This window comes from Mesorhizobium sp. P2_F5 (assembly GCF_056403715.1).
Window position 1 is genome coordinate 198793 of the sequence record NZ_JBFUEY010000014.1, and the last position, 19884, is coordinate 218676.

The 19884-nt window shown below is 63.7% G+C and carries 12 protein-coding genes and 1 pseudogene; 10 read left to right on the forward strand and 3 right to left on the reverse strand.

Annotated features, from left to right (window positions below):
- The first annotated feature begins 128 nt into the window (after positions 1–128).
- The 7 genes from tssL to AC1DYO_RS20160 all read left to right on the forward strand — a co-directional run bounded on the left by tssL (position 129) and on the right by AC1DYO_RS20160 (position 13227).
- Positions 129–1649, forward strand: coding sequence for a type VI secretion system protein TssL, long form (gene tssL / locus AC1DYO_RS20130; protein ID WP_477266224.1), 1521 nt, complete (start codon positions 129–131; stop codon positions 1647–1649).
- Positions 1646–5167 carry a type VI secretion system membrane subunit TssM gene (gene tssM / locus AC1DYO_RS20135; protein ID WP_477266226.1) on the forward strand — a complete coding sequence of 1174 codons (3522 nt, stop codon included), beginning with the start codon at positions 1646–1648 and terminating at the stop codon, positions 5165–5167. The genes tssL and tssM overlap by 4 nt, the downstream gene beginning before the upstream one ends.
- Before the next feature lie 157 nt (positions 5168–5324).
- Complete coding sequence (locus AC1DYO_RS20140; RefSeq protein WP_477266228.1) at positions 5325–6083, forward strand: PP2C family protein-serine/threonine phosphatase; 759 nt, start codon at positions 5325–5327, stop codon at positions 6081–6083.
- On the forward strand, positions 6080–8443 hold the full coding sequence (locus AC1DYO_RS20145; RefSeq protein WP_477266230.1) for a serine/threonine-protein kinase: 2364 nt from the start codon (positions 6080–6082) through the stop codon (positions 8441–8443). The genes AC1DYO_RS20140 and AC1DYO_RS20145 overlap by 4 nt, the downstream gene beginning before the upstream one ends.
- Before the next feature lie 59 nt (positions 8444–8502).
- Positions 8503–8916: a DUF1036 domain-containing protein gene (locus tag AC1DYO_RS20150; protein WP_477266232.1), complete on the forward strand. Its 414-nt coding sequence runs from the start codon at positions 8503–8505 to the stop codon at positions 8914–8916.
- A complete protein-coding gene (locus AC1DYO_RS20155) occupies positions 8913–11333 on the forward strand; it encodes a M23 family metallopeptidase (RefSeq protein WP_477266234.1) in 2421 nt (806 codons plus the stop codon). Before AC1DYO_RS20150 ends, AC1DYO_RS20155 begins: the two co-directional genes overlap by 4 nt.
- A 232-nt stretch (positions 11334–11565) precedes the next feature.
- Positions 11566–13227 carry a caspase family protein gene (locus tag AC1DYO_RS20160; RefSeq protein ID WP_477266236.1) on the forward strand — a complete coding sequence of 554 codons (1662 nt, stop codon included), beginning with the start codon at positions 11566–11568 and terminating at the stop codon, positions 13225–13227.
- Positions 13228–13312: 85 nt separating this feature from the next.
- On the opposite strand, the gene AC1DYO_RS20165 is transcribed toward AC1DYO_RS20160, so the two are convergent.
- Positions 13313–13849, reverse strand: a complete 537-nt coding sequence (locus tag AC1DYO_RS20165; RefSeq protein ID WP_477266238.1) for an OmpA family protein — start codon at positions 13847–13849, stop codon at positions 13313–13315.
- Positions 13850–14170: 321 nt separating this feature from the next.
- On the opposite strand from AC1DYO_RS20165, the gene AC1DYO_RS20170 reads away from it, so the two are divergent.
- Positions 14171–14734: a DUF6931 family protein gene (locus tag AC1DYO_RS20170; protein ID WP_477266240.1), complete on the forward strand. Its 564-nt coding sequence runs from the start codon at positions 14171–14173 to the stop codon at positions 14732–14734.
- A gap of 21 nt (positions 14735–14755) precedes the next feature.
- On the opposite strand, the gene AC1DYO_RS20175 is transcribed toward AC1DYO_RS20170, so the two are convergent.
- Both AC1DYO_RS20175 and AC1DYO_RS20180 read right to left on the reverse strand, forming a co-directional pair.
- Positions 14756–16000 carry a caspase family protein gene (locus tag AC1DYO_RS20175; RefSeq protein ID WP_477266242.1) on the reverse strand — a complete coding sequence of 415 codons (1245 nt, stop codon included), beginning with the start codon at positions 15998–16000 and terminating at the stop codon, positions 14756–14758.
- A 28-nt stretch (positions 16001–16028) separates the two neighbouring features.
- Complete coding sequence (locus tag AC1DYO_RS20180; RefSeq protein WP_477266244.1) at positions 16029–17102, reverse strand: OmpA family protein; 1074 nt, start codon at positions 17100–17102, stop codon at positions 16029–16031.
- A gap of 396 nt (positions 17103–17498) precedes the next feature.
- Here AC1DYO_RS20180 and AC1DYO_RS20185 point away from each other — a divergent pair, with 396 nt between their 5' ends.
- On the forward strand, positions 17499–18146 hold the full coding sequence (locus AC1DYO_RS20185) for a LuxR C-terminal-related transcriptional regulator (protein WP_477266246.1): 648 nt from the start codon (positions 17499–17501) through the stop codon (positions 18144–18146).
- A gap of 328 nt (positions 18147–18474) precedes the next feature.
- Positions 18475–19884, forward strand: a pseudogene (locus AC1DYO_RS20190) (DUF5801 repeats-in-toxin domain-containing protein); the annotation flags it as partial.

Genomic DNA, 19884 nt, shown 5'->3' on the forward strand with positions numbered 1-19884 from the left:
GTTGGTCGACCTCGGGGGTCTGCGGCAGATGTCATGTCACGGCGAGATAGCGTCCTGCGGTCCGCGTTCGCGCGGGCTTGGCGCTGCGCGTCGCGTGACGCGCGCGTAGATAGAGGCAGGGATCGGCGATGAGCTCGAAGGACGATCCTTTCGATCCGGCCGGAAAGACCGTCATCCGCCCCAGCCGTCCCAATCCCGGCCGCAAGCAGAAGACGGCCCGCGATGCGCCGGCGCCCAACAGCACCGTGATCGCCCCTGCCAGCATCCCGCAATCGACGGTTTTCGATGCCAACGCCGGCCGCCAGCCGCCACCACCGGCCGACGTAACCGGGACAGTTATCTATCAAGGCGCGCCTTTCGCCGCAGCGCCCGCTGGTCCGTCGTTTCCGGCCGAGACGGCGGGGAAAACGCCATTGGATGCGCTGCTCGGCGCCGGCGACGGCGTCGACTATGGAACGGCCAACCCGATCGTCGCTGCCGCGGCGCCGTTGCTGATGCTGCTCGGTCACCTGCGGCTGGTGGCTGTCGAAAGACAGGCCGAGCCCTTGGCGGAACATGTCGCCGGCCTGATCGAGGATTTCGACCGCAAGATCGCCAGGACCGACACCTCGGAAGAGGATGCGCGCATCGCCAGCTATGTGCTTTGCGAAACCGCCGACGATATCATCGCCAACCTGCCCGGCTCCGGCCGGGAGATGTGGGCACAGCACAGCATGCTGCAGCACTTCTTCCAGGTCAAACCCACCGGCGCCGGTTTCTTCCAGGCGCTGAATACGGTGCTGGCGACGCCCGAACCGCATCGCAACCTCATCGAACTGATGCATATCAGCCTGTCGCTTGGCTTCGAAGGCCAGTATCGCGGCCAGCCGCGCGAGGGCCTCGAACGTGTCCGCCGCGACGTCTACGAAACGCTCGCCTATTTCCACGTCCCCGGTGACGACGACATCTCACCGCGCTGGCAAGGCCTGTCGCTGACGTCAGCGCAAGGCTCCAGGCGGGTTCCGCTCTGGGCCATCGCCGCAGCGACGGCCGCGGTTTTGACCGCAGCCTTTTTCACGCTGCGGGTTCTCATCACCAATGACGGCGAGGCCGTCGCCGGCGAATTGCTGGCGCTCAATCCGGCAGCGCCGGTCACCATCGAGCGCACCGGCTTCGTGCCGCTGACCGAGGAGGTGAAAGTCGTCGCGGCACCAGCGACGATTGCGCAGGTCGATCGCATCCGCAACGCGCTGGGCAAGGAGATCGAAGCCGGTGGCGTCAGCGTCGGAACCAAGGGCGATTTCATCGTCGTGGAAATCAGCAACGCCTTGCTGTTCCAGTCCGGACGAGCCGATGTCAAAGCCGAGTTCGAGCCGGTGGCGATCAGCATCGCGGCGGCTCTCAATGCCGAACGCGGGCCGGTCCGGATCGTCGGTCACACCGACAACGTCAAACCGAAGAAGACGAGCGCCTTCAAGTCGAATTTCGACCTCTCCGTCGCCCGGGCGCAATCGGTCGAAAAGATGATTGCGGCGCATTTCAGCGATCCGTCGCGGACAAAGGTCGAGGGCAAGGGCGAGGACGAGCCCATCGCCGACAATGCAACGCCGGAGGGCCGCGCCAAAAACCGCCGTGTCGATGTGATGATTCCGCGGGAGGAGACGCTGTGACCGGCTGGCTGCTGCGCATCTTCAGCACGCTCGCGCTGGCCGGCTTTGCCGCCGCGGTCTGGTTCGCAGGCCCCTTGATCCGCTTCGACGGCGCCAGACCGCTGGACTCCGTCTGGCTGCGCGCCGTGATCATCGGCGTTGTGGTTGGAACGGCAGTGGTCATTTATGCGGTCAGGTTCTGGCGAAGGCGCAAGGCGCAGAAGGCGCTGGAGGCCGCCATGGCGAGCGCAGAGGATGACGGCAGCGATGCAAAGGTGCTGGAAGCCCGCATGAGCGAGGCGGTTGCAATGCTCAGGCAGTCGAGCGGCAAGCGCAACTTCCTCTACGAGGTGCCCTGGTACATCGTCATCGGCCCGCCGGGTGCCGGCAAAACCACCGCACTGGTCAATTCCGGGCTGAACTTTCCGCTTGCCGGGTCGGGCCAGGCGCAGCCGGTGGCCGGCGTCGGCGGCACGCGCAATTGCGACTGGTGGTTCACCGACGAGGCGGTGCTGATCGACACGGCCGGGCGCTACACGACACAGGACTCGCATGCGGGGACCGACAGCAAAAGCTGGCTGGCTTTCCTGTCGCTGCTCAAGCGGCATCGGGCTCGGCAGCCGATCAACGGCGTCATCCTGGCGATCAGCCTTGCCGACCTGATGGCGGACGGCGAGCAGGCCGCCCATGTCGCCGAGATCCGCAGCCGATTGCAGGAAATCCATGCGGTCCTGAAGGTCCGCTTCCCGGTCTATGTGCTGTTCACCAAGGCCGATCTGGTCTCTGGATTCATGGAGACTTTCGGCACTTTCGACGAAGCACGCCGGCGCAAGGTCTGGGGCGCGACCTTCCAGACCGCCGAGCGTGGCCTGAACATGGTCGGTGAGGCCCCGGCCGAATTCGACGCGCTGGTGAAGCGCCTGACCGCAGAGATGAGCGAGCGGCTGCAGGCGGAGGCCGATCCCGTCGCCCGCATCGCCATTTTCGGCTTTGCCGCGCAGCTCGGGGCGCTGAAAGGCCGGATCGTGAATTTCCTCGACGGCGTCTTCGAGCCGACGCGCAAGCAGCTGAACGCCCCCTTGCGCGGCCTCTATTTTTCCTCCGGCACGCAGGAAGGCACGCCAATCGACCAGCTGCTCGGCAGCATCGGCCGCAGTTTCGGCAAGAACGCCCAGGCGCATCTTTCCGGCACCGGCAAAAGCTTCTTCCTGCACGATCTGTTGAGCCGGGTCATCTTCGCCGAGTCCGGCTGGGTCTCCTATGACCGGGCGGCCGACAGGCGGGTCGCGATCGCCCGCTATGCCGGTCTGGCGGCGATAGCGGCCATAGCGGCTGCCGGACTTGGCGTTCTCGGCCTGAGCTTTACAACAAACAAATCGCTGGTCGCCGCCACCAGCCAGGCGGCAGGCCAATACCGCGAGACAGCCGCGCCATTGCTTGCGAGCACGACGGTGTCGGATGCCGACCTCGAAACCGTCATAGGCGCGCTCGATGCGCTGCGCGGCCTGCCGGCCGGCTATGACGCAAAAGACCAGCCGACGCCGGCCGAAGCGACGTTCGGCCTCAGCCAGCGTGAGCGTGTCCTGTCTGCCTCCGAGACCGCCTACCGGCAAGGGCTGGAGCGCATGTTCCGCTCGCGCCTGCTGTTCCAGCTCGAACGCACGATCGACGCCAGGATGGCCGATCCGATGGCGCTGTACGAGCCGCTGAAGATTTACCTGATGCTGGGCGGCAAGGCGCCGAAAGTCGATGACGAACTGGTCGTCACCTGGCTGAAACGGGACTGGGAACAGAACCGCTATCCCGGCGCCCACAATCGCGACGGCCGGGCGCAACTGGAGAAGCATTTGCGCGCCATGCTGTCGCTCGACGACGACCAGGACCCCTCGTTCGAACTCAACCGTTCGCTGGTCGAATCCGCTCAGCGCTCGCTCGGCCGCATGACGCTGGCCGACCGGGCCACCGCGCTCATCCAGTCGGCCACCTATGCGGCGGAACTCAGTGATTTTTCGGTGCCCTCGCAAGCCGGCCCGGAAGCGCCGGTGCTGTTCGAGCGCAATGACGGCAACGATCTCGCCTCGCTTCGCGTCCCGGGTCTCTACACCCATGCTGGCTTCGACTTCTATCTGGCGCAGCTCGCCAAGATCGCGCAGGCGCTGGTCGACGACCAGTGGGTGATCGGCAGCAGCGGCGAGCAAGGCGGTTTCGACCAGGAATTGCTCAAGCTCGGCCCCGAGCTGCTCGATCGCTACGGCAAGGGTTTTGCGGCGGCGTGGAACGAGGTGCTCGACAGGTTGAAGTTCAAGGCGATGGCCGCCGACAAGCCGCAATATCTGGCGCTGTCCGCCGCCGGCTCGCCGACCTCGCCGCTGATGCAGCTGTTCGAGGCGATCGCGCGCGAAACGGCTTTGACGCAAGAGCGCAATCCGGCCGCGCCGTCTCAAGACAGCGACCAGGAAACCGCCGCTCGCGCCAAGGGTCTCGCCCGCATCGGCATCGAGCTTGCCGCGCGCAAATCGCAAAGCCGGGCCGGGACCGCCTTTGTCAGCACGCAGAGCCAGGATCCGGGCGCCAACATCGAAGCCCAGTTCCGGTCTTTCCAGGCTTTGGTGGCCGGCGCACCCGGCCAGCGTCCGCTCGATGCTCTGACCCAGAATTTCCGCGAAATCTATCAGAGCGTGCGGCTGGCGGCCGATGTCCCCGCGCAGACGGACCAGGCCAACGCCAATCTGCAGCTGCAGATCTCGACGCTGCGCGCCAATGCCTCGCGGCTGCCGAAGGCGCTGGCCAGGATGGTCAGTGCGGCGGCGGATGATTTCGAGGGCACTGTCGCCGAAACATCGACCACGCATCTCAACGAAATGCTGGAAGAGACCGTCGGCCGTCCGTGCGAAGAGGTGATTGCCGGGCGCTTTCCCTTCGCCCCCGCCGGCACCGACGATGTCGCCATGGCGGATTTTGCCAGGCTGTTTTCTCCGGGCGGGGTTCTCGACCGGTTCTTCGCGCAGAACCTGGCGTCGCTGGTCGACATGAGCGGCCAGGACTGGGACTGGAAACAGGATACCAAGTTCGGCCGCAATCTGGCGAAATCGACGCTCAGGAATTTTCAGCTTGCAGCACAAATCCGCGCCGCTTTCTTTCCGCTCGGCGGCCCGGTGCCGTCGATCAACATCACCTTCACGCCGTTGTCGTTGCATGGCGACGCCGACATGGCCCTGCTCAACATCGACGGCCAGGTTCTGCAGGCCACCCAGGCCGGCAACACGCCGGGCCTGATTCCGTGGCCGGGCAAGACCGGCTCGGCCAGCCTCAGCCTGACGCCGGAACTGCCGGGGCGCGAGTCGGCGATCAAGTTCGACGGCCCCTGGGCGTTGAAACGATTGCTGGACAAGGGGCAGGTCACCGCCAATGGCGACAGTCTCGAAGCGCATTTCGTCATCGGCGGGCGCGATGTCGCCTACACGATCAAGACCGGCGAGGACGGCAACCCATTCACGCTGCCGGCGCTTTCCGCCTTCAGCTGTCCGAAGGCTTTCTGATGGGGAATTGCATGGCAGGATCGGCGATTGCGGGGCGCAGAGAGAGCAGCGGCACCCCACCGTCCGTCATCAGCGGCTTAGATTTCGATACTCTAATGGATAGGCCTGTGGCAGACTGGCGAGGCACGGCCGACAATGCGTTGCGGAGGGTAGGCAAGTGAGCGGTGCCGCCTTTGAGAGCTACGGCGTGAGCCACCAGGGCTGCGTGCGCGACCACAATGAAGACAGCTATCTGGTCGAGCCGCAGATCGGCCTCTGGGTGGTCGCCGACGGCATGGGCGGGCATGAGGCCGGAGAGGTGGCCTCGGCAAGCATTGTCGAGCATCTGGCAACGATCGGCATTGCCAGCTCGGCGCCGGATCTGCGTGCGCGCTTCGAGGACCGGTTGAACCGGGCGCATGCCGAGATCCGCAGGATTTCGCGCTCACGCGGCGTGACCATCGGCTCCACCGTTGCGGCACTGCTGGCCATGGACGGCAGGTTCGCCTGCCTGTGGTCGGGCGACAGCCGCGTCTATCTCGTGCGCGACGCTGCAATCTCGCAGATTTCGCGCGACCACACCGAGGTCCAGGAACTGCTGGACAGCGGCGCGATCAGTGCGGCCGAGGCGGAGAACTGGCCGCGGCGCAACGTCATCACCCGCGCCATCGGCGTCAACGACGAGATCGCCATCGACTTCCAGCAAGGCGAGACGCTGGCCGGTGACATTTTCATCCTCAGCACGGACGGTCTGACGGCGCATGTCAGCGATGCGGAGATCGCTGCCGCAGTGCTCTCGGCAGCACCACAAGCTGCCTGCGAAAAGCTGCTTGCCATGGTGCTTGAGCGCGGCGGCACCGACAATGTCACCATCGTGCTGGTCAAGATCAAAGACAAAAGCAATGGCCTGTCCCGCGCAGGAGGCCACGACCGATGAGCTCCGACGACAAGACGCGGCTATTGCCCAATATGGCGGATACCAGCGTCGGCACGCAGCTCAGCGGCATCTACGAACTCGACGAACGCATCGCGTCGGGCGGCATGGGCGAGGTCTATCGCGGCCACAACATCCAGACCGGCGATCATGTCGCGATCAAGATCGTGCTGCCGGAATTCGCCCGGGACCAGACGATCCTGTCGCTGTTTCGCAAGGAAGCCTCGATCCTCAACCATCTGTCGCATGACGCCGTGGTGCGCTACCACGTCTTCACCATCGATCCCGGTATAGGGCGGCCCTATCTGGCGATGGAATTCGTCGACGGCCAGTCGCTTTACGACGTCATGCGCGGCGGCGCGATGGCGACGCAGGATGTGCGCAAGCTGTGCCACCGGCTGGCATCGGGCCTGAGCGCCGTGCACCAGGCCGGCGCCATTCACCGCGATCTCTCGCCCGACAACATCATCCTGCCGGGCGGCCGGGTCGAGCGGGCAAAGATCATCGATTTCGGCATTGCGCGATCTGCGGCGGTCGGTGGCGAGACGCTGATCGGCGGCAAGTTCGCCGGAAAATACAACTACGTCTCGCCCGAGCAGCTCGGGCTCTATGGCGGCGAGGTCAGCGAACAGTCCGACATCTACAGCCTGGGGCTGGTGCTGGCAGCGGCGCTGCGCGGCAAGCCGATCGACATGGGCGGCTCGCAATACGAGATCGTCGAAAAGCGGCGGACCGTGCCTGATCTCTCCGGCATCGATGCCGATTTCAGGGACATTGTCGAAGCGATGCTGCAGCCCGATCCGAACGATCGGCCGGCCAGCATGGCCGAAATCGCCCGGTTGACCCGCGACGACAGCGACGCGACCTTACCGCCGGCCTCGCTTGCGCCCCGGCCCGGTCTGCCTCGAACCGGGCAGACCGCCGGGCCTGTCTCGAAGGTTGAGGGCTCGCAGGGCCTTAGTGCGCCCCCCGCAAGCGGCACGGCAGAGCCATCCTTCGTGCCGCACGTCCGCCCGGCGCATCTGTCGCAACCGAAACCGGTTGCTGAAACTCCCAAGCGAGCAAGCACACCGACGAAGCCTGCTACTTCAGGCCGAAGCCTGACGATCGCGGCGCTAGCGGCGGTTGTCGTGGCTTCGCTGGGGGGGCTCTATGCATCGGGCATTCTGGGTTTTGGAGACCGACCTCCCGTCACCGATACCGGCAAGACACCGACGCTCCAACCCGAGCTGAAAAAGCCGGTCGTCGCGGACAAGCCCGCCCCGGACACTGCGCCGGTGGAAGAGGTCGTGCCAAAGCCGCAACCAGCAGATACTCCGGTTGAAGATCAGGCCAAAGCGCCGGTCAAGCCGACGCCGCCAGTCGGGTCGAGCGCCACGGCCCCGCAGCCAGCCGAACCAACCGACAAGACCGTTGAGCTGCAACCGCCATCCGACCCATCACAGCCCGAGGCCGTGAAGAACCCCGAGCCTGCCGGCCCGCCGGTAGAGACCAAGGCGACAGCGCCGACCACGCAAATACCTGAACCAACGGCCGAGGCACCCAAACCCGTAGCACCGACGCCGGAACCCACCGCTCAAGCCCCCAAACCCGAGGCGCAGGCGCCTGAACCGACCGCGGAGCCCAAGCCAAGCCAGCCCGATATTGCCAGCGGTGAGCAGGTTGACAAGCCAGTGAACCCTGATGTTGCCATGAATGTGCCCAAACCGGAGGTGCCGCCGCCGGCCGCTGCGGCCGCGGAGCGGGTTACCTGGGTACGCGCCTTCAATGGTGGTGACTGTTTCTATGCGACGGTGACATCAGCCACCGACAAGGGTGTCGCGATTGAAGGCTTCGGCACGTCGGTGCCACCGTTCGAACAGTTGCTTGGGCAATTCCAGGCCAAGTTCCATGTCGAGCCGGACATCAGCGTCCGCCTCATCCAGCCCACGCAATGCGGGATCACCGCCTTCCTGCGTTTCATGGGGGCAAGCACGGCCGACAGACCGCAGCTGGTGCTCGACCAGACATCGGTGCCGGACGGTTCGCCGATCGGCGGCACGCTGGTGACGCGTGGCGGGCTGGTGTCGAGCGTGATTCTGATCGACCACAGGGGCATTGCCTTCAACCTCGACGACCGTGTTGTCGCACAAGCCGACAAGGCGACCTTCAGCATCCCGATCGGGCTCGGCGCCGCCGACAAGGCGGCAGGCAAGGCGCTGCCGCAGATCATCATGGTGATCACCGGTCCGGACGAGATCAAGGCGGCGGACTTCTCGTCGCCGACGCCGGCCTCGGTACTGTTGCCCAGGATCCTCGACGAGATCGGCGCCAGGACCTCGGCATTTTCGGCGACCGCCAAATATTTCCGCCTCGGCGGGTAGCACGGACACCGATGCAACGCCGTCGCCGTGATCCCATCCTGCTTGCCCTGAATGCGCGCGTGAAGTTTGCCACGATCGCGGTTGCGACGCTGTTGCTGGCGCTTCTTTCCGCCGGACAGGCGCGCGCCGAATTCACCGTCTGCAACCAGACCCTCGACGTCGTCAACCTCGCCGTCGGGCAGAAGGTCGACGATGCCGACCAGACCGATGGCTGGTGGACCATCGGCGCCAATCAATGCGTCAACGTCATCCGCGAGGAGCTGACCAACCGCTACATCTACATCTACGCCACGGATGTCTTCGGCCACGCCATCCTGGCCGGCTCCACCGAGATGTGCATCGAGCGGCGACGGTTCTCGATCCGCGGCATCGGCGAATGCTGGCAACGCGGCCATATCGCCGCGAAGTTTCTCGAAGTCGACACGCAGGAACAGGTGCGCTGGACCTTCTTCCTGACCGGAAGCGCGCCGTGACGCACAGCATCGACACCAGTTTCAAGGCGAAAAAACAGGCGCGCGCCGCGCAACGCAGGCGCAGGATCTGGCTCGGACTGGCGGCTGGCCTGGCGACAATCGTCCTTGCGGCGATCGCCACCGGTTTCTACCTCACCGCCGACTACTGGTCGTTTGGCGACGAAGACGAGGAGCTGCACGCCGTCGAAGGCTCGGACGACGTGCCGGCCGACGCCTCGGTCTATGTGCCCGCCATCATCGATCTTGCCGGCGACCCGATGTGGATCACGCTGGCCCCCGAGGCAGGTGCTGCAACCAAGGGTCGCGCGATGCCGCGCCCGGCGGAGCTCGACCAGGCCGGCATCTCGCCGCAAATCGAAGTCCTGTCCGATGTGATGCTCAGCGCCAGCGAAAAATTCATGACGACGATCCCGTCGACGCAGGAGGATTTCGCCTTCTTCCAGGCGCAGCGGAAGACCGCGGTCGCGCCGCCGACCGAACCCAGCGATCAGCAGAATGACCTGCAGAACGATCTGAATCCATTGCCAGGCGCGGACGAGGCTCCGGCGCCCCCCGGCCCAGAGGCAGCTCCGGATACACAGGCGGCTCCAGATGCGCCGGCGGTTTCAGATTCCGCGGCAGCCGATGACCCCGAAGCCGGCTGGGGCGAGACCATCGATGAGGGCGAAGCAGCACTCCCCGCCTTCCAGAAGACAGCGGTCGAAAACAACACCAGCGTTGCCACCGTCACCTCAGAATATCAGCGCTTCGAGGCGACCGAGGACACGTTCGTGAAAATCCTCAACGACCGCAGCCTGGACAGCGTTGCGCTGGATGCACATTTTTCCGCCGAGGACGCAAAGCTTGCCGGCGAGGCGCTGAAGGCGCTGTTCGACAAGGACGGCCTGCAGCCCGGCTATGTCGTGGCGATGCGCGGCTTCAGGCCGACGCGCGAGACCACGACAATGTCGCTGATGCAGGTCTCGATCTATGCCAAGAATGTCTTTGTCGGCACGCTGACGCGCAATGCGGCCGGCGCCTTCGTGTCGGGTGTCGACCCCTGGGTGCGCGAGGATCTGTTCAACTATTCGGGCGCCGAGACCGAAGGCACACAGAAACGACAGTACCGCCTGCTCGACGCGATTTATTCGACGGCCGCGCGCAACAATGTGCCGAGCGGCATCATCGGCGAAGCCATCATGTATCTGTCGCGGGGGCAGGATCTGGACGCCTTTGCCAGCGAGGACCAGCGCCTGGTGCTGATCTATTCGCAAACGCCGCGCGGCAAGAACGAGACCGACGGGCGGGTGCTCTATGTCGGCGTGCAAGGCACGCAAAAGACCCTCGACTGTTTCGTCTTCCAGCAAAGCGACGGCCAGTTTTCCTGCGTCTCGGGCGACGACCAGGTGCGCTCGCTGACAGTGGCCAACGGCATGGTGACGCCGGTCAGCGGTGTCATGACGTCGACCTTCGGGCCGCGCAAGCATCCGATCCTCGGCGTGGTCCGCATCCACAAGGGCGTCGACTGGGCAGCCCCTGTCGGCACGCCGATCGCCGCCGCCTTCGATGGCGAGATCATCTTCCAGGGCGATGGCGGCGGTTACGGCAATGTGGTAAAGATCGCGCATGCCGGCGGCCGCGAGACGCGCTATGCGCATATGTCGAAATTCGCCATTGCCAGCGGTGTCGGCACCAAGGTGAAGGCCGGCGACATCATCGGCTATATCGGCACCACCGGCCTGTCGACAGGTCCACATCTGCATTTCGAACTCTATCAGAGCGGCGTGGCAATCGATCCGCTGGGCACCGTGACCGCAACGATCGCCGCCACGTCCAGCGATCCCGCCGTCGAAACGCTGACCGACCGTATCGTCCATGTCGAATCGGGCGGCAGTGCTCGGGCGAAGAACCCGCTGTCTTCGGCGACAGGCGCCGGCCAGTTCATCTCCAAGACCTGGATTCGGATGATGAACACCTATCGCCCCGAACTGGCGCGCTCGCTGTCGACCGCCGATCTTTTGGCGCTGCGCTACGACGCCACCATCTCGCGCGAGATGGTGCGCAATCTGGCAAGGGAGGGCGAGGCCTATCTCAAGGCGCGCGGTCATCAGATCACCGCCGGCCGGCTCTATCTCTGCCATTTCCTCGGCATGGAAGGCGCGCATCAGGTGCTGGCGGCGCCTGGATCGGCGCAGTTGAGCGCGGTGCTTGGCTCTGCCGTCATCCAGGCCAACCCTTTCCTCACCGGCAAGACCGCCAGCTACGTCGTCGACTGGGCGGAACGGAAAATGGGCCGCAAATTGCCCACGCCCGCTACGACCGATGCAGGCCAGCAGACGACGACGGAAGTTCGCCAGACATCGCCGGAGTTCGAAAAGTACAAGCAGGCCATCGCGGCGCTGGTGGGTTCGCTTCAGAACAGCCTTGAGCCTGGCTAGCCGCAGTTTCAGCGAGTGGCCGCCCCGGTTCTCCCCAAGCCGATTGGTTTTGAGGCCGGCAAATGGTATATTAGCGGATATTTGGAAGGTTTTTTGGGTCCTTGTGAACCAAAACTGTGGCTGGGATCACATACGCCCAGGAGCCATTTTGGCAGAAGCGACGCTGTCGCTGGTGAAATTTAGCATGCGCAGACATCAATAACGCGCCCCATTGGGGCGGAGGGCTGATCCTATGAAAGCGTTTGCCGTCCTTTTGAGCGGATTTTTTCTGTTAATCCTGACTGCGCTTGGCACCGTCCAGGCCGCAGCGCCGGATGCCGGGGCGCCTGGCGCTAAACGCGTCGCACTGGTCATCGGCAACAGCAAATACGTCCATGCCGTCGAGTTGCCCAATCCGGCCAATGACGCGCATCTCATCGCATCGACGCTGCGCAATGCCGGCTTCGAGGTGATCGAGGGCGTCGACCAGGACAATGCCGGCATGCACGGCCTGATCAGCAAGTTCACCGAGCAGTCCTACGATGCCGACCTCGCCGTCATTTTCTATGCCGGCCACGGCATGCAGGTCGACGGCAAGAACTTTTTGATCCCGGTCGATGCCGAGCTGACGTCACCGGCCTATCTCAAGACCCGCACCATCCAGATCGATGACTTCATGGCGGCACTGCCGCCGGACCCGGCGGTCGGCGTCATCATCCTCGATGCCTGCCGCGACAATCCGCTGGCACGGACACTGGCCGCCGCGATGCCGAAGACCCGCTCCACCGCGCTGGGCACCGGCCTGGCGCCGATCGATCCGAAATCGGAAGGTGTCGGAACCGGCGGCATCCTCATTGCTTATGCCACCGACCCGGGCGCCATCGCCTTTGACGGCAACGGCGTCGACAGCCCCTACTCCACCGCGCTCGCCAGGCACCTGACCGAACCCGGCGTCGAGATCCAGAGCGCGCTGACGCGTGTGCGCGGCGAAGTCGCCGAGACCACCCAAGGCCGCCAGCGGCCCTGGCACAACGCATCGCTGGGCCGCGAGGTCTTCCTTGGCAAACCGGCCGCCGAAGCCGCGCCCGCGGCCAAGCCGGCCGCCGATACCGCCAACGCCACCGCAGCGCCCGCCCCTACCCCCGTCGCTAGCGAACCGCCTGCGTGGGAAGTCGAGCAACGGCTGTGGGACGAGGCGTCGAAGCGCAACACCGCGCCATTCTACGAAGCCTATCTCGAACAGTTCCCGAATGGCCGCTTCGCCACGGTGGCGCGGCTGAACATCGACGCGCTGAAGGATCCGAAAGCCCAGGAACGGGAAGTCGCAGCGCTTGATGCTGCCGAAGCGAACCCCGGCTCTGCCGTGCGCACCTCGGTCGGCATTTCGGACGATATGAAGAAGGTGCTCGGCACCGCGGAGACGGAGAACGCCATCGGTCTCGATCGCCAGGGCCGCATCGACCTGCAATTGCGGGTCGAGGCGCTGGGCAACGAGCTTGGCCGCGTCGACGGCAACATCGGCGCCAAGACCCGGCAAGCCATCGGCGACTGGCAAGAGGAGAACGGGCTGCCGCCAACCACCTTCCTGACGCGTGAGCAGCTGGCGTTCCTGGAGATCCAGACAGATCCGATGATGGAGGCCGTGCGCGCCAAGCATGAGGCCGACCAGGCCGGCGTGGACAAGCCGAAAAAACAGGTGGTGCAGAAGGCCCGCACGCTGAAGCCGGTGGCGGAGAAACCGCGCAAGAAGCAGTACGCCCAGAAGCCGCGCGGACAACAGCAGTTCGTGCAGAAAAGGCGCAACCGCGAGGTCGTGCGCGAGGACGAACCGCCGCCACAGGACAACAATGATTTCCTGACCAAGGCGCTGATCTTCGGCACCGGCGTAGCGGTCGGCGGCGTGCTCAAGAACTGATCGATCACATCAAACAGCAAAAAACGCCGCGTGTCCGTTGGACGCGCGGCGTTGCCGTTAGGTCGACAGAGAGCAGCAAGCAAAGCTACTGCGCCTTTATACGCATCTCGACCCGGCGATTGGTGGGATCGTAGGGGTTGGGGTTGCGTGGATTGGCCTCGCCGAGGCCGACCGCCTTGATGCGCGTGGATTCGATGCCGTTGGATTCCAGGAAAGCCGTCACCGATTGCGCCCTGCGCTGCGACAGGCCCTCATTGTAGTTTGCTGAGCCGGACGCGTCGGTATAACCTTCGACGACGAAGGACAGCTTGCTCAGCCGATCGTCCTTCAGCGCCTTGGCGAACTCGTCGAGTTCGCTGCGCGCCTTGGCGTCGAGCTCGGACGAATCCAGGCTGAAGTTGATCAGCATATCGAGGCCGGTCTTCTCCGGCGGCTTGTCTTTCTGGCTGGTCTTGCTCTTGCACTCATCTTCGGTGCCGACGCAGATCCCGCGCGCCGCGCCGTGATCGATCGCGCCGGCAAAGAACTTCACAATGTCTTCCGATTTCTGAAGTGGGTCGGCATAGGCGTGCGTCGAAAAAAGCACGGCCGCCAACGCTAAGACTGAAATGCCCCGCTGCATAACGGTTACTCCTGCTCTGACTCATTGTTTCGACGCAATTCCGGACGGAAAGCCGCTTCACACCTTTCCTGGAATTGCTCTGAGCTTCCGATATCACCAAAGCCCGATCCGTCGGACCAAGACGGTCAGGCTCCATGTTCCGTTCGACCATCTCTCCGAAAGCCGGCTTCGCCTTTTTTCGGAATCGTGGGTCAGGTTGTGGAATATACCAAAGCGCGGCGCGTTTGTCTGTGAACAACGTCATGGACATGTGGCGGTCGGCAGGCTTGACCCGCGCCTCGCAGGCGAGTTGAGTGAGAGTTGGGGAGGACAACAGCAGCGATGGTCAACGGGCTTCAATTCCAGACCGCACGCGATCTCTTCGCCGCAAACAGCGCCGTTGCCTGGGACATGACGGCTGTTCCCACCGACCAACCCTCGCTCGAGTTCTGCCGCCGGCTGATGGCCGGGCGCATCCCCGAGGAAGCGATCACCTTTTGCGCCTATCTCCTGCCCGACCGGGCGGCGATCTGGTGGGGCCATGAGTGTCTGGGCCACCTGACCGAGCTGCTCGAGGAGCAGGATCTCGAAACGCTGGCGCTGGTCCAGGACTGGGTCGGCGAACCCAACAATGCGAGCCGCCGGGCGGCTGTCGCCGAGGCGGCAACAGTGCGGCAGCAGACCCCTGCCGGCTGGATCGCGCTGGCGGTGGAACGGCATATCAATGGCCTGGCGGATCAGACCAACGGGTCGAGGCTGCGGCCGCTGCCCGCTGCTCATGCCGTCAATGCCGGCATTCTGGCCGGACTGGCGCGCGTTGCGGTGGCGGACCGTTTCTCCGTGCTCACCGCCTTTGTCGAAATGGGCATCCATCTTGCCGAAACCGAGGCGCTGCGCAGAGCCTGACTGCTCTCATTTGCAGCGGTCTCATTTGCAGCCGTTTTGCGCCCATTTGCCCAGCGCCACCTTGAAGCGCGTGCCCAGCGGGTGTTGCAGGCGCAACACCGAGACATCATTGGTGACGTAGGTCTTGGCCTGGTCGCACAGCCGCTCCTCGGTCCATTGATGGCAGTTGCTGCACTGGTTGTCCCAGACGGACTTTTCCAGGCCCTCGACCGGACTGAAATGCGGCTTTCCCTGGATGAGCTGGGCGATGCTCTTGCCATCGATCGCCGGGTCGCCAAAATTGACCGGAACGTCGAAAAGGACCGGCGCGTCCGAGCCCAGCTTCGGAATTTCCTCACGCAGCTTTTCCAGCGCCTGCTCGCCGGCGTCGGCACCCGGCGCATTGGCGGCGGCGCCGGTGCGCGCCTGTGAATCGCCTTCGGGCGCCGCCGCGTTCGAATCGCCGACGATCAGCGGCGCGTTGAGATCGACCTTGTGAAGCACGACATCGGTCGTCAGCGAGACGTTGATCCAGGGCCGTTGGCGGCCGGCGGTGGCCTTGAACACATCTGACGTAACCCGGTTCATCGCTTCAGTGATCGAGACGTTGGCCTCGCCGATATGGGCAAGCAGCGCCGCTGAAAATGGCGAATGCTCGCCCGATCCGTCATAGGCCAGTTGGTTGGGACTGGCAGCGAAGGCGACCAGCGTGCCGGCGCCGCCATTCTCGATCGGAATTTCGGCAAGGCCGCTGCTTGCCGTGCTGTCGCCGCCGGTCTCCTTGGCCAGCACATCGGCAAGCGGGTTGTCGCGGCAGGCGTCGAGGAAAACCAGCCTGATGCTGGTCTCGCGCGACATCTGCCGCAGGATGAAATCCACCTGCACGGCTTCGAAGTCGAGTGAGGTCTCGTCCTCCAGCGCCGCATCGACAGGCAGCAGGTAATTCCTGCCGGAGACCTGCAGCCCGTGGCCGGCATAGAAGAACAGCGCGACATCGGCGCCGCGCACCTGCCTGGCGAATTGCGCGATCTTTTCCTGCGTCTGCGCCTTGGTGAGATCGAGGCCGGAGACGATTTCGAAACCCAGGCCCTTGAGGCGATCGGACATTGCCTGCGCATCGTTCACCGGATTGGGCAGCACCGGCGCGTTCTGGTAATGGGAATTGCCGAGCACCAGGGCAATGCGGCGTTCGGCACTGGCCGCGCTCACGGTCAACACCAGCGCCAGCATGGCCAGTCCGATGCCGCGCATGAAATTGCCGCAACTTGCCATCATCTCCAAACGCACCGGGTTCCTTCTCGGTTGACGGGCCGGCTCAGTTGGCGAGCGGCGTGGCGGAGAACTCGATCCGCCGGTTCAGCGCCTTGTTCTTCGGCGTATCGTTCGGCGCCACCGGCTTTTCCTCGCCATAGCCGGAAGCCGTGATCTGCGCCGATGGAATGCCGGCCGCGATGATCGCGTCGGCGACGGCCTTGGCGCGCCGTTCCGACAGGTTCTTGTTGGCCGTCGGCGAGCCGTCGGAATCGGTATGGCCCGACACCTCGACCTTCAGTTTCGGACACTTGCCGACGACGCCGACCACCTCGGCCAGCAGCGGGCGGCTCTTTTCGTCGAGCCGGGCGCTGGCCGGCCGGAAATAGATGGCCCCGGTGCGTGACAGCACCTCGAACCTGTTCAGGCATTCATCATCACTGAAGGACGTCTTGCCGGCATCGGTGGCAACTGGCCCGGCATCGGCTGCGGCGGCGACGGCAGGTGGCGCGGCCGGCTTGGCACCATCGGCGGTGAAGACGAAGTCGAAGGACACCGAAGCCGTCGGCACGATGCTGCTGACATTGGCCGCCTGCTGGAGTTTTTCGATGTTGGGAAGCAGGCCGAAGTCCTCGACATGCACGGCGACCGGCGCCTCCGAGGCGATCGACACCATCGAGTCGGTGATCATGGTGACCACGACATTGGCCTCAAGGTCCTTGTCGATGCCGTGCAGGCTGAGCCGAAATGGAATCTGCGCCGTCATCCGCCGCTTCGTCGCCAGATCGGCGAAGGCGGCAGGATCGACTTTCGCCGTCACTTCGGCTGTCGGGAATTTGAAGGTCTCGAAGAACAGGAAGCGCATGCGCACATTGCGAAGGTCGATGCCGGTGTCGACCGAGTTGAGGTCGAACGTGACTTTGGCCGCGCCATCCGATGTCAGCGTGCCGGAGAGGTTCCTGATCTTGTTGGTTTCGACAATGGTGTTCTTCTTCACCGATTGATAGGTGAGCGTCGAATTCGCCGGATCGAGGGTCCAGTTCGGCTGCGCGTTGGCCCCTTCCGGTGCGAGCAGCAACAGCCCGAATACAGCGGCGGCCAGAGCAAGGGCGCCGACGATGCGCCGGCCCTTTGACATCGACATTTGCTGCCGAAAAAATCCGCCGACCTCGAACATGGATGCCCCGCCTCAGGACAACAGACCTCAGTTCCGATCATTGCGGTCGAGCGCAGTGATGCCAGCGAGCATAGAACATATGATTTGGCTTTGCGAGTAGCTCCGCCGGTCTGCCCGGGGAGAAGACCCTTCAAAAACTTGTCATCGCTGGCGGATGAACAGGTGCAAAGATTCAGCGGCACCTTTCGCAGTCACGAGCGTCTCGGTGGTGCCCATCGAACGCACAGAAAACGTCAACGGTTTCTTTTATAGCCTTGGTTATATTAGTATATTAGCAATTTCTTGACAATCGCCCAAAGCTCTGGTTTTCTTGACATATTAAACAAAGTTCGTTGCGTTTTTTACGGACGGGGTAACATGTCGACCTTGGTAGTCGCGGACCCGCGGGGGGTGTATCTCGCCGGTCTGGAGTGGGTTTTGCGGAAGGCGGGGCACAGCATTGTCGCAGAATGCCACCACACGATTGAGGTTCTCCCCTTGGTGGAGCGCCACAGGCCTGATCTTGTCATCATAGGGTTGGATGTTGTGGACCGGCAGACGGCCGGTCTGTCCGCAAGGCTGAGAGCCACCAGCAGCCCTTTGGGCATTATCTACATCCTGCAGCCAAACGGCGGCTTCGACTTCAACGAAATCCCGGGGCTCGATGCCGACGGCCTGCTGATGGACGGCATCAGCCACAGCTACCTTGGCGAATGCGTCAATGCGGTGGCAGCCGGCCGAAAGTGGGTCGACAACCACATCCTCCAGCATCTGCTGATGCCGAGACCGCTGCCTCAGCCCGCGCCGAAGCTTACTGGACGCGAGACGGAAGTCGCCGGCCTTGTTTCACGCGGCCTGCGCAACAAGATCATCGCGCAGCGGCTGCATGTATCCGAAGGCACGGTGAAGATGCACCTGCACCACGTCTACGAGAAGCTCCGCCTCGGCAGCAGGGCGGAACTCGCCTGGGCGACTTTCGGCGAACATGCCGACCATACAGGACCAGCTCACAAAAGCGGGCTTTGATCCCAGCCGGCAAGCAGGCTGCGTCGACAGGATACCGGCAACAGGCCGGAAACCCACGGCATATCGATCGATCCACCAAACCAACGCGGTTACCCGCGAGCGCCTGTCGCGGCTCGATCTGTCGAAGGATGTATATCGTTCGATCAGGTAGGGGCATTCACCATAACACTATCGAACCGCAAATGGACGCGCCCTCTGCGTCGGCGGCACTATGGAGGATTACAGGCCGCAATTATGTGCGCCAGCGGATGCACTCGGGGTAGAGGCATCCGCCATCAGGAGAGGGGGGCCCTTTTCTTGATGCGTTCAAAAAAAGGGGAGAATCTCCATGACACTCGTAATCACACCTCAAGACATCATCATCGATGAGACCGCCGAACTTCAGCAGCCCAGTGATATTGATCCGACCGGCAACACCAACCCCACGCTGCTACATCTCCTGGATCTCGGCACCGCGCTTGAGGTCGCCTTCAAGGAGGACTTCGTGGTGGCCTCGACGAGCGGGAGCGATACCATCACCGCGGTCGTTCTCGCCCAGAACGACTCTGGGACTCCGTTTTCCACCACCGTCGGCGTGAACAGCGAAATTCAGACGGTCGATGGCAATTATGTCTGGCTGTTCCAGGACTCAACTGATCCAAACGTCGTGATCGGCGTCATTGGCACCGATGATCCGCTCGCCGCGCCCGCTGCGAACGGGCCGCTCGCCTTCTCGTTTGGGCTGGATCCCACGAGCGCCACCAATGCGGACCTGTACCTGGTCGAGTATGTGCCGTTGTTCCATCCGGACGCGACCAACCCGGACGACCGCATCGATCTGACTGATCATGTGTTCGCCTCGGTCACGGGGACTACCGTAGCTAATTTCTCAGGCCAGAACGCCGCGCCCGGCAATCATGATTTCTACGCGATCAATTCGTCCGGTGGCGCTTCCAATCAGCTTCTGGTGACAGGCTTCCTGGGGGCGAACAATGCCACAGCCAACGTGAGTACACAGGGCTTCGGCGTCAACAACCAGAGCATTAATCCGACCGAATCGCTGCAGGTCGACTTTATCACCGGCAGCACCTTGGCCGCGGGCACTGCCTCGCAAATCGCTTACGGCAGCCATCTCGACAACATCGTGAACGCCGGGTTCACGATCAACCAAATCACGCCTTCCAATCCGAATTTGCGGGTGGACATCAAGATCACCGCCCTCGACGTTACGGGCAACGAGCAAGGCTTGAACTTCTATGACGGCAGCCCGTCCACCGCCGCGCCCATTACCAGCGTCACGTTGACCGGGCAGTCGGGGTTAGCGTCCCCCATTACCGTCAATGGTACCTATGACGTCGCGGGGAGCGTTAACGTCACCGTCAGCGGGCTCGGGACCAACGTCGTCACGATCACCGGGCTCGATAACATCACCACCGTCGATGTCACCACCAGCAGCCAAATGGATCGGTTGCTGGTTACGGGGGTCGATTCAAATGAAGGGTGCGACATCACCGAGTTCCATTTCTCGACGACGAGCACCAACGCCCACACCGAAGAGGTCGGCTCGTTCATCAACTTCGACGACGACGGCCCGACGGCGGCGATCGTGACGACTGCCAACAGCGTGGTGATGGACGAGTCGATCGGCGAGCGGCCGGCTAACTCGGCCGGCGCGGCGGATGCCAACGACACGGCGGACGACAATGTTGCGGGCAATCCGTTCCCGGCGGGCTACGGCACGCCGATCGGACTGCGGTCG

Coding starts and splice junctions, on each gene's coding strand:
- tssL (WP_477266224.1), top strand. CDS start 129: ATGAGCTCGAAGGACGATCCTTTCGATCCGGCCGGAAAGACCGTCATC.
- AC1DYO_RS20145 (WP_477266230.1), top strand. CDS start 6,080: ATGAGCTCCGACGACAAGACGCGGCTATTGCCCAATATGGCGGATACC.
- AC1DYO_RS20160 (WP_477266236.1), top strand. CDS start 11,566: ATGAAAGCGTTTGCCGTCCTTTTGAGCGGATTTTTTCTGTTAATCCTG.
- AC1DYO_RS20165 (WP_477266238.1), bottom strand. CDS start 13,849: ATGCAGCGGGGCATTTCAGTCTTAGCGTTGGCGGCCGTGCTTTTTTCG.
- AC1DYO_RS20170 (WP_477266240.1), top strand. CDS start 14,171: ATGGTCAACGGGCTTCAATTCCAGACCGCACGCGATCTCTTCGCCGCA.
- AC1DYO_RS20180 (WP_477266244.1), bottom strand. CDS start 17,102: ATGTCAAAGGGCCGGCGCATCGTCGGCGCCCTTGCTCTGGCCGCCGCT.
- AC1DYO_RS20185 (WP_477266246.1), top strand. CDS start 17,499: ATGTCGACCTTGGTAGTCGCGGACCCGCGGGGGGTGTATCTCGCCGGT.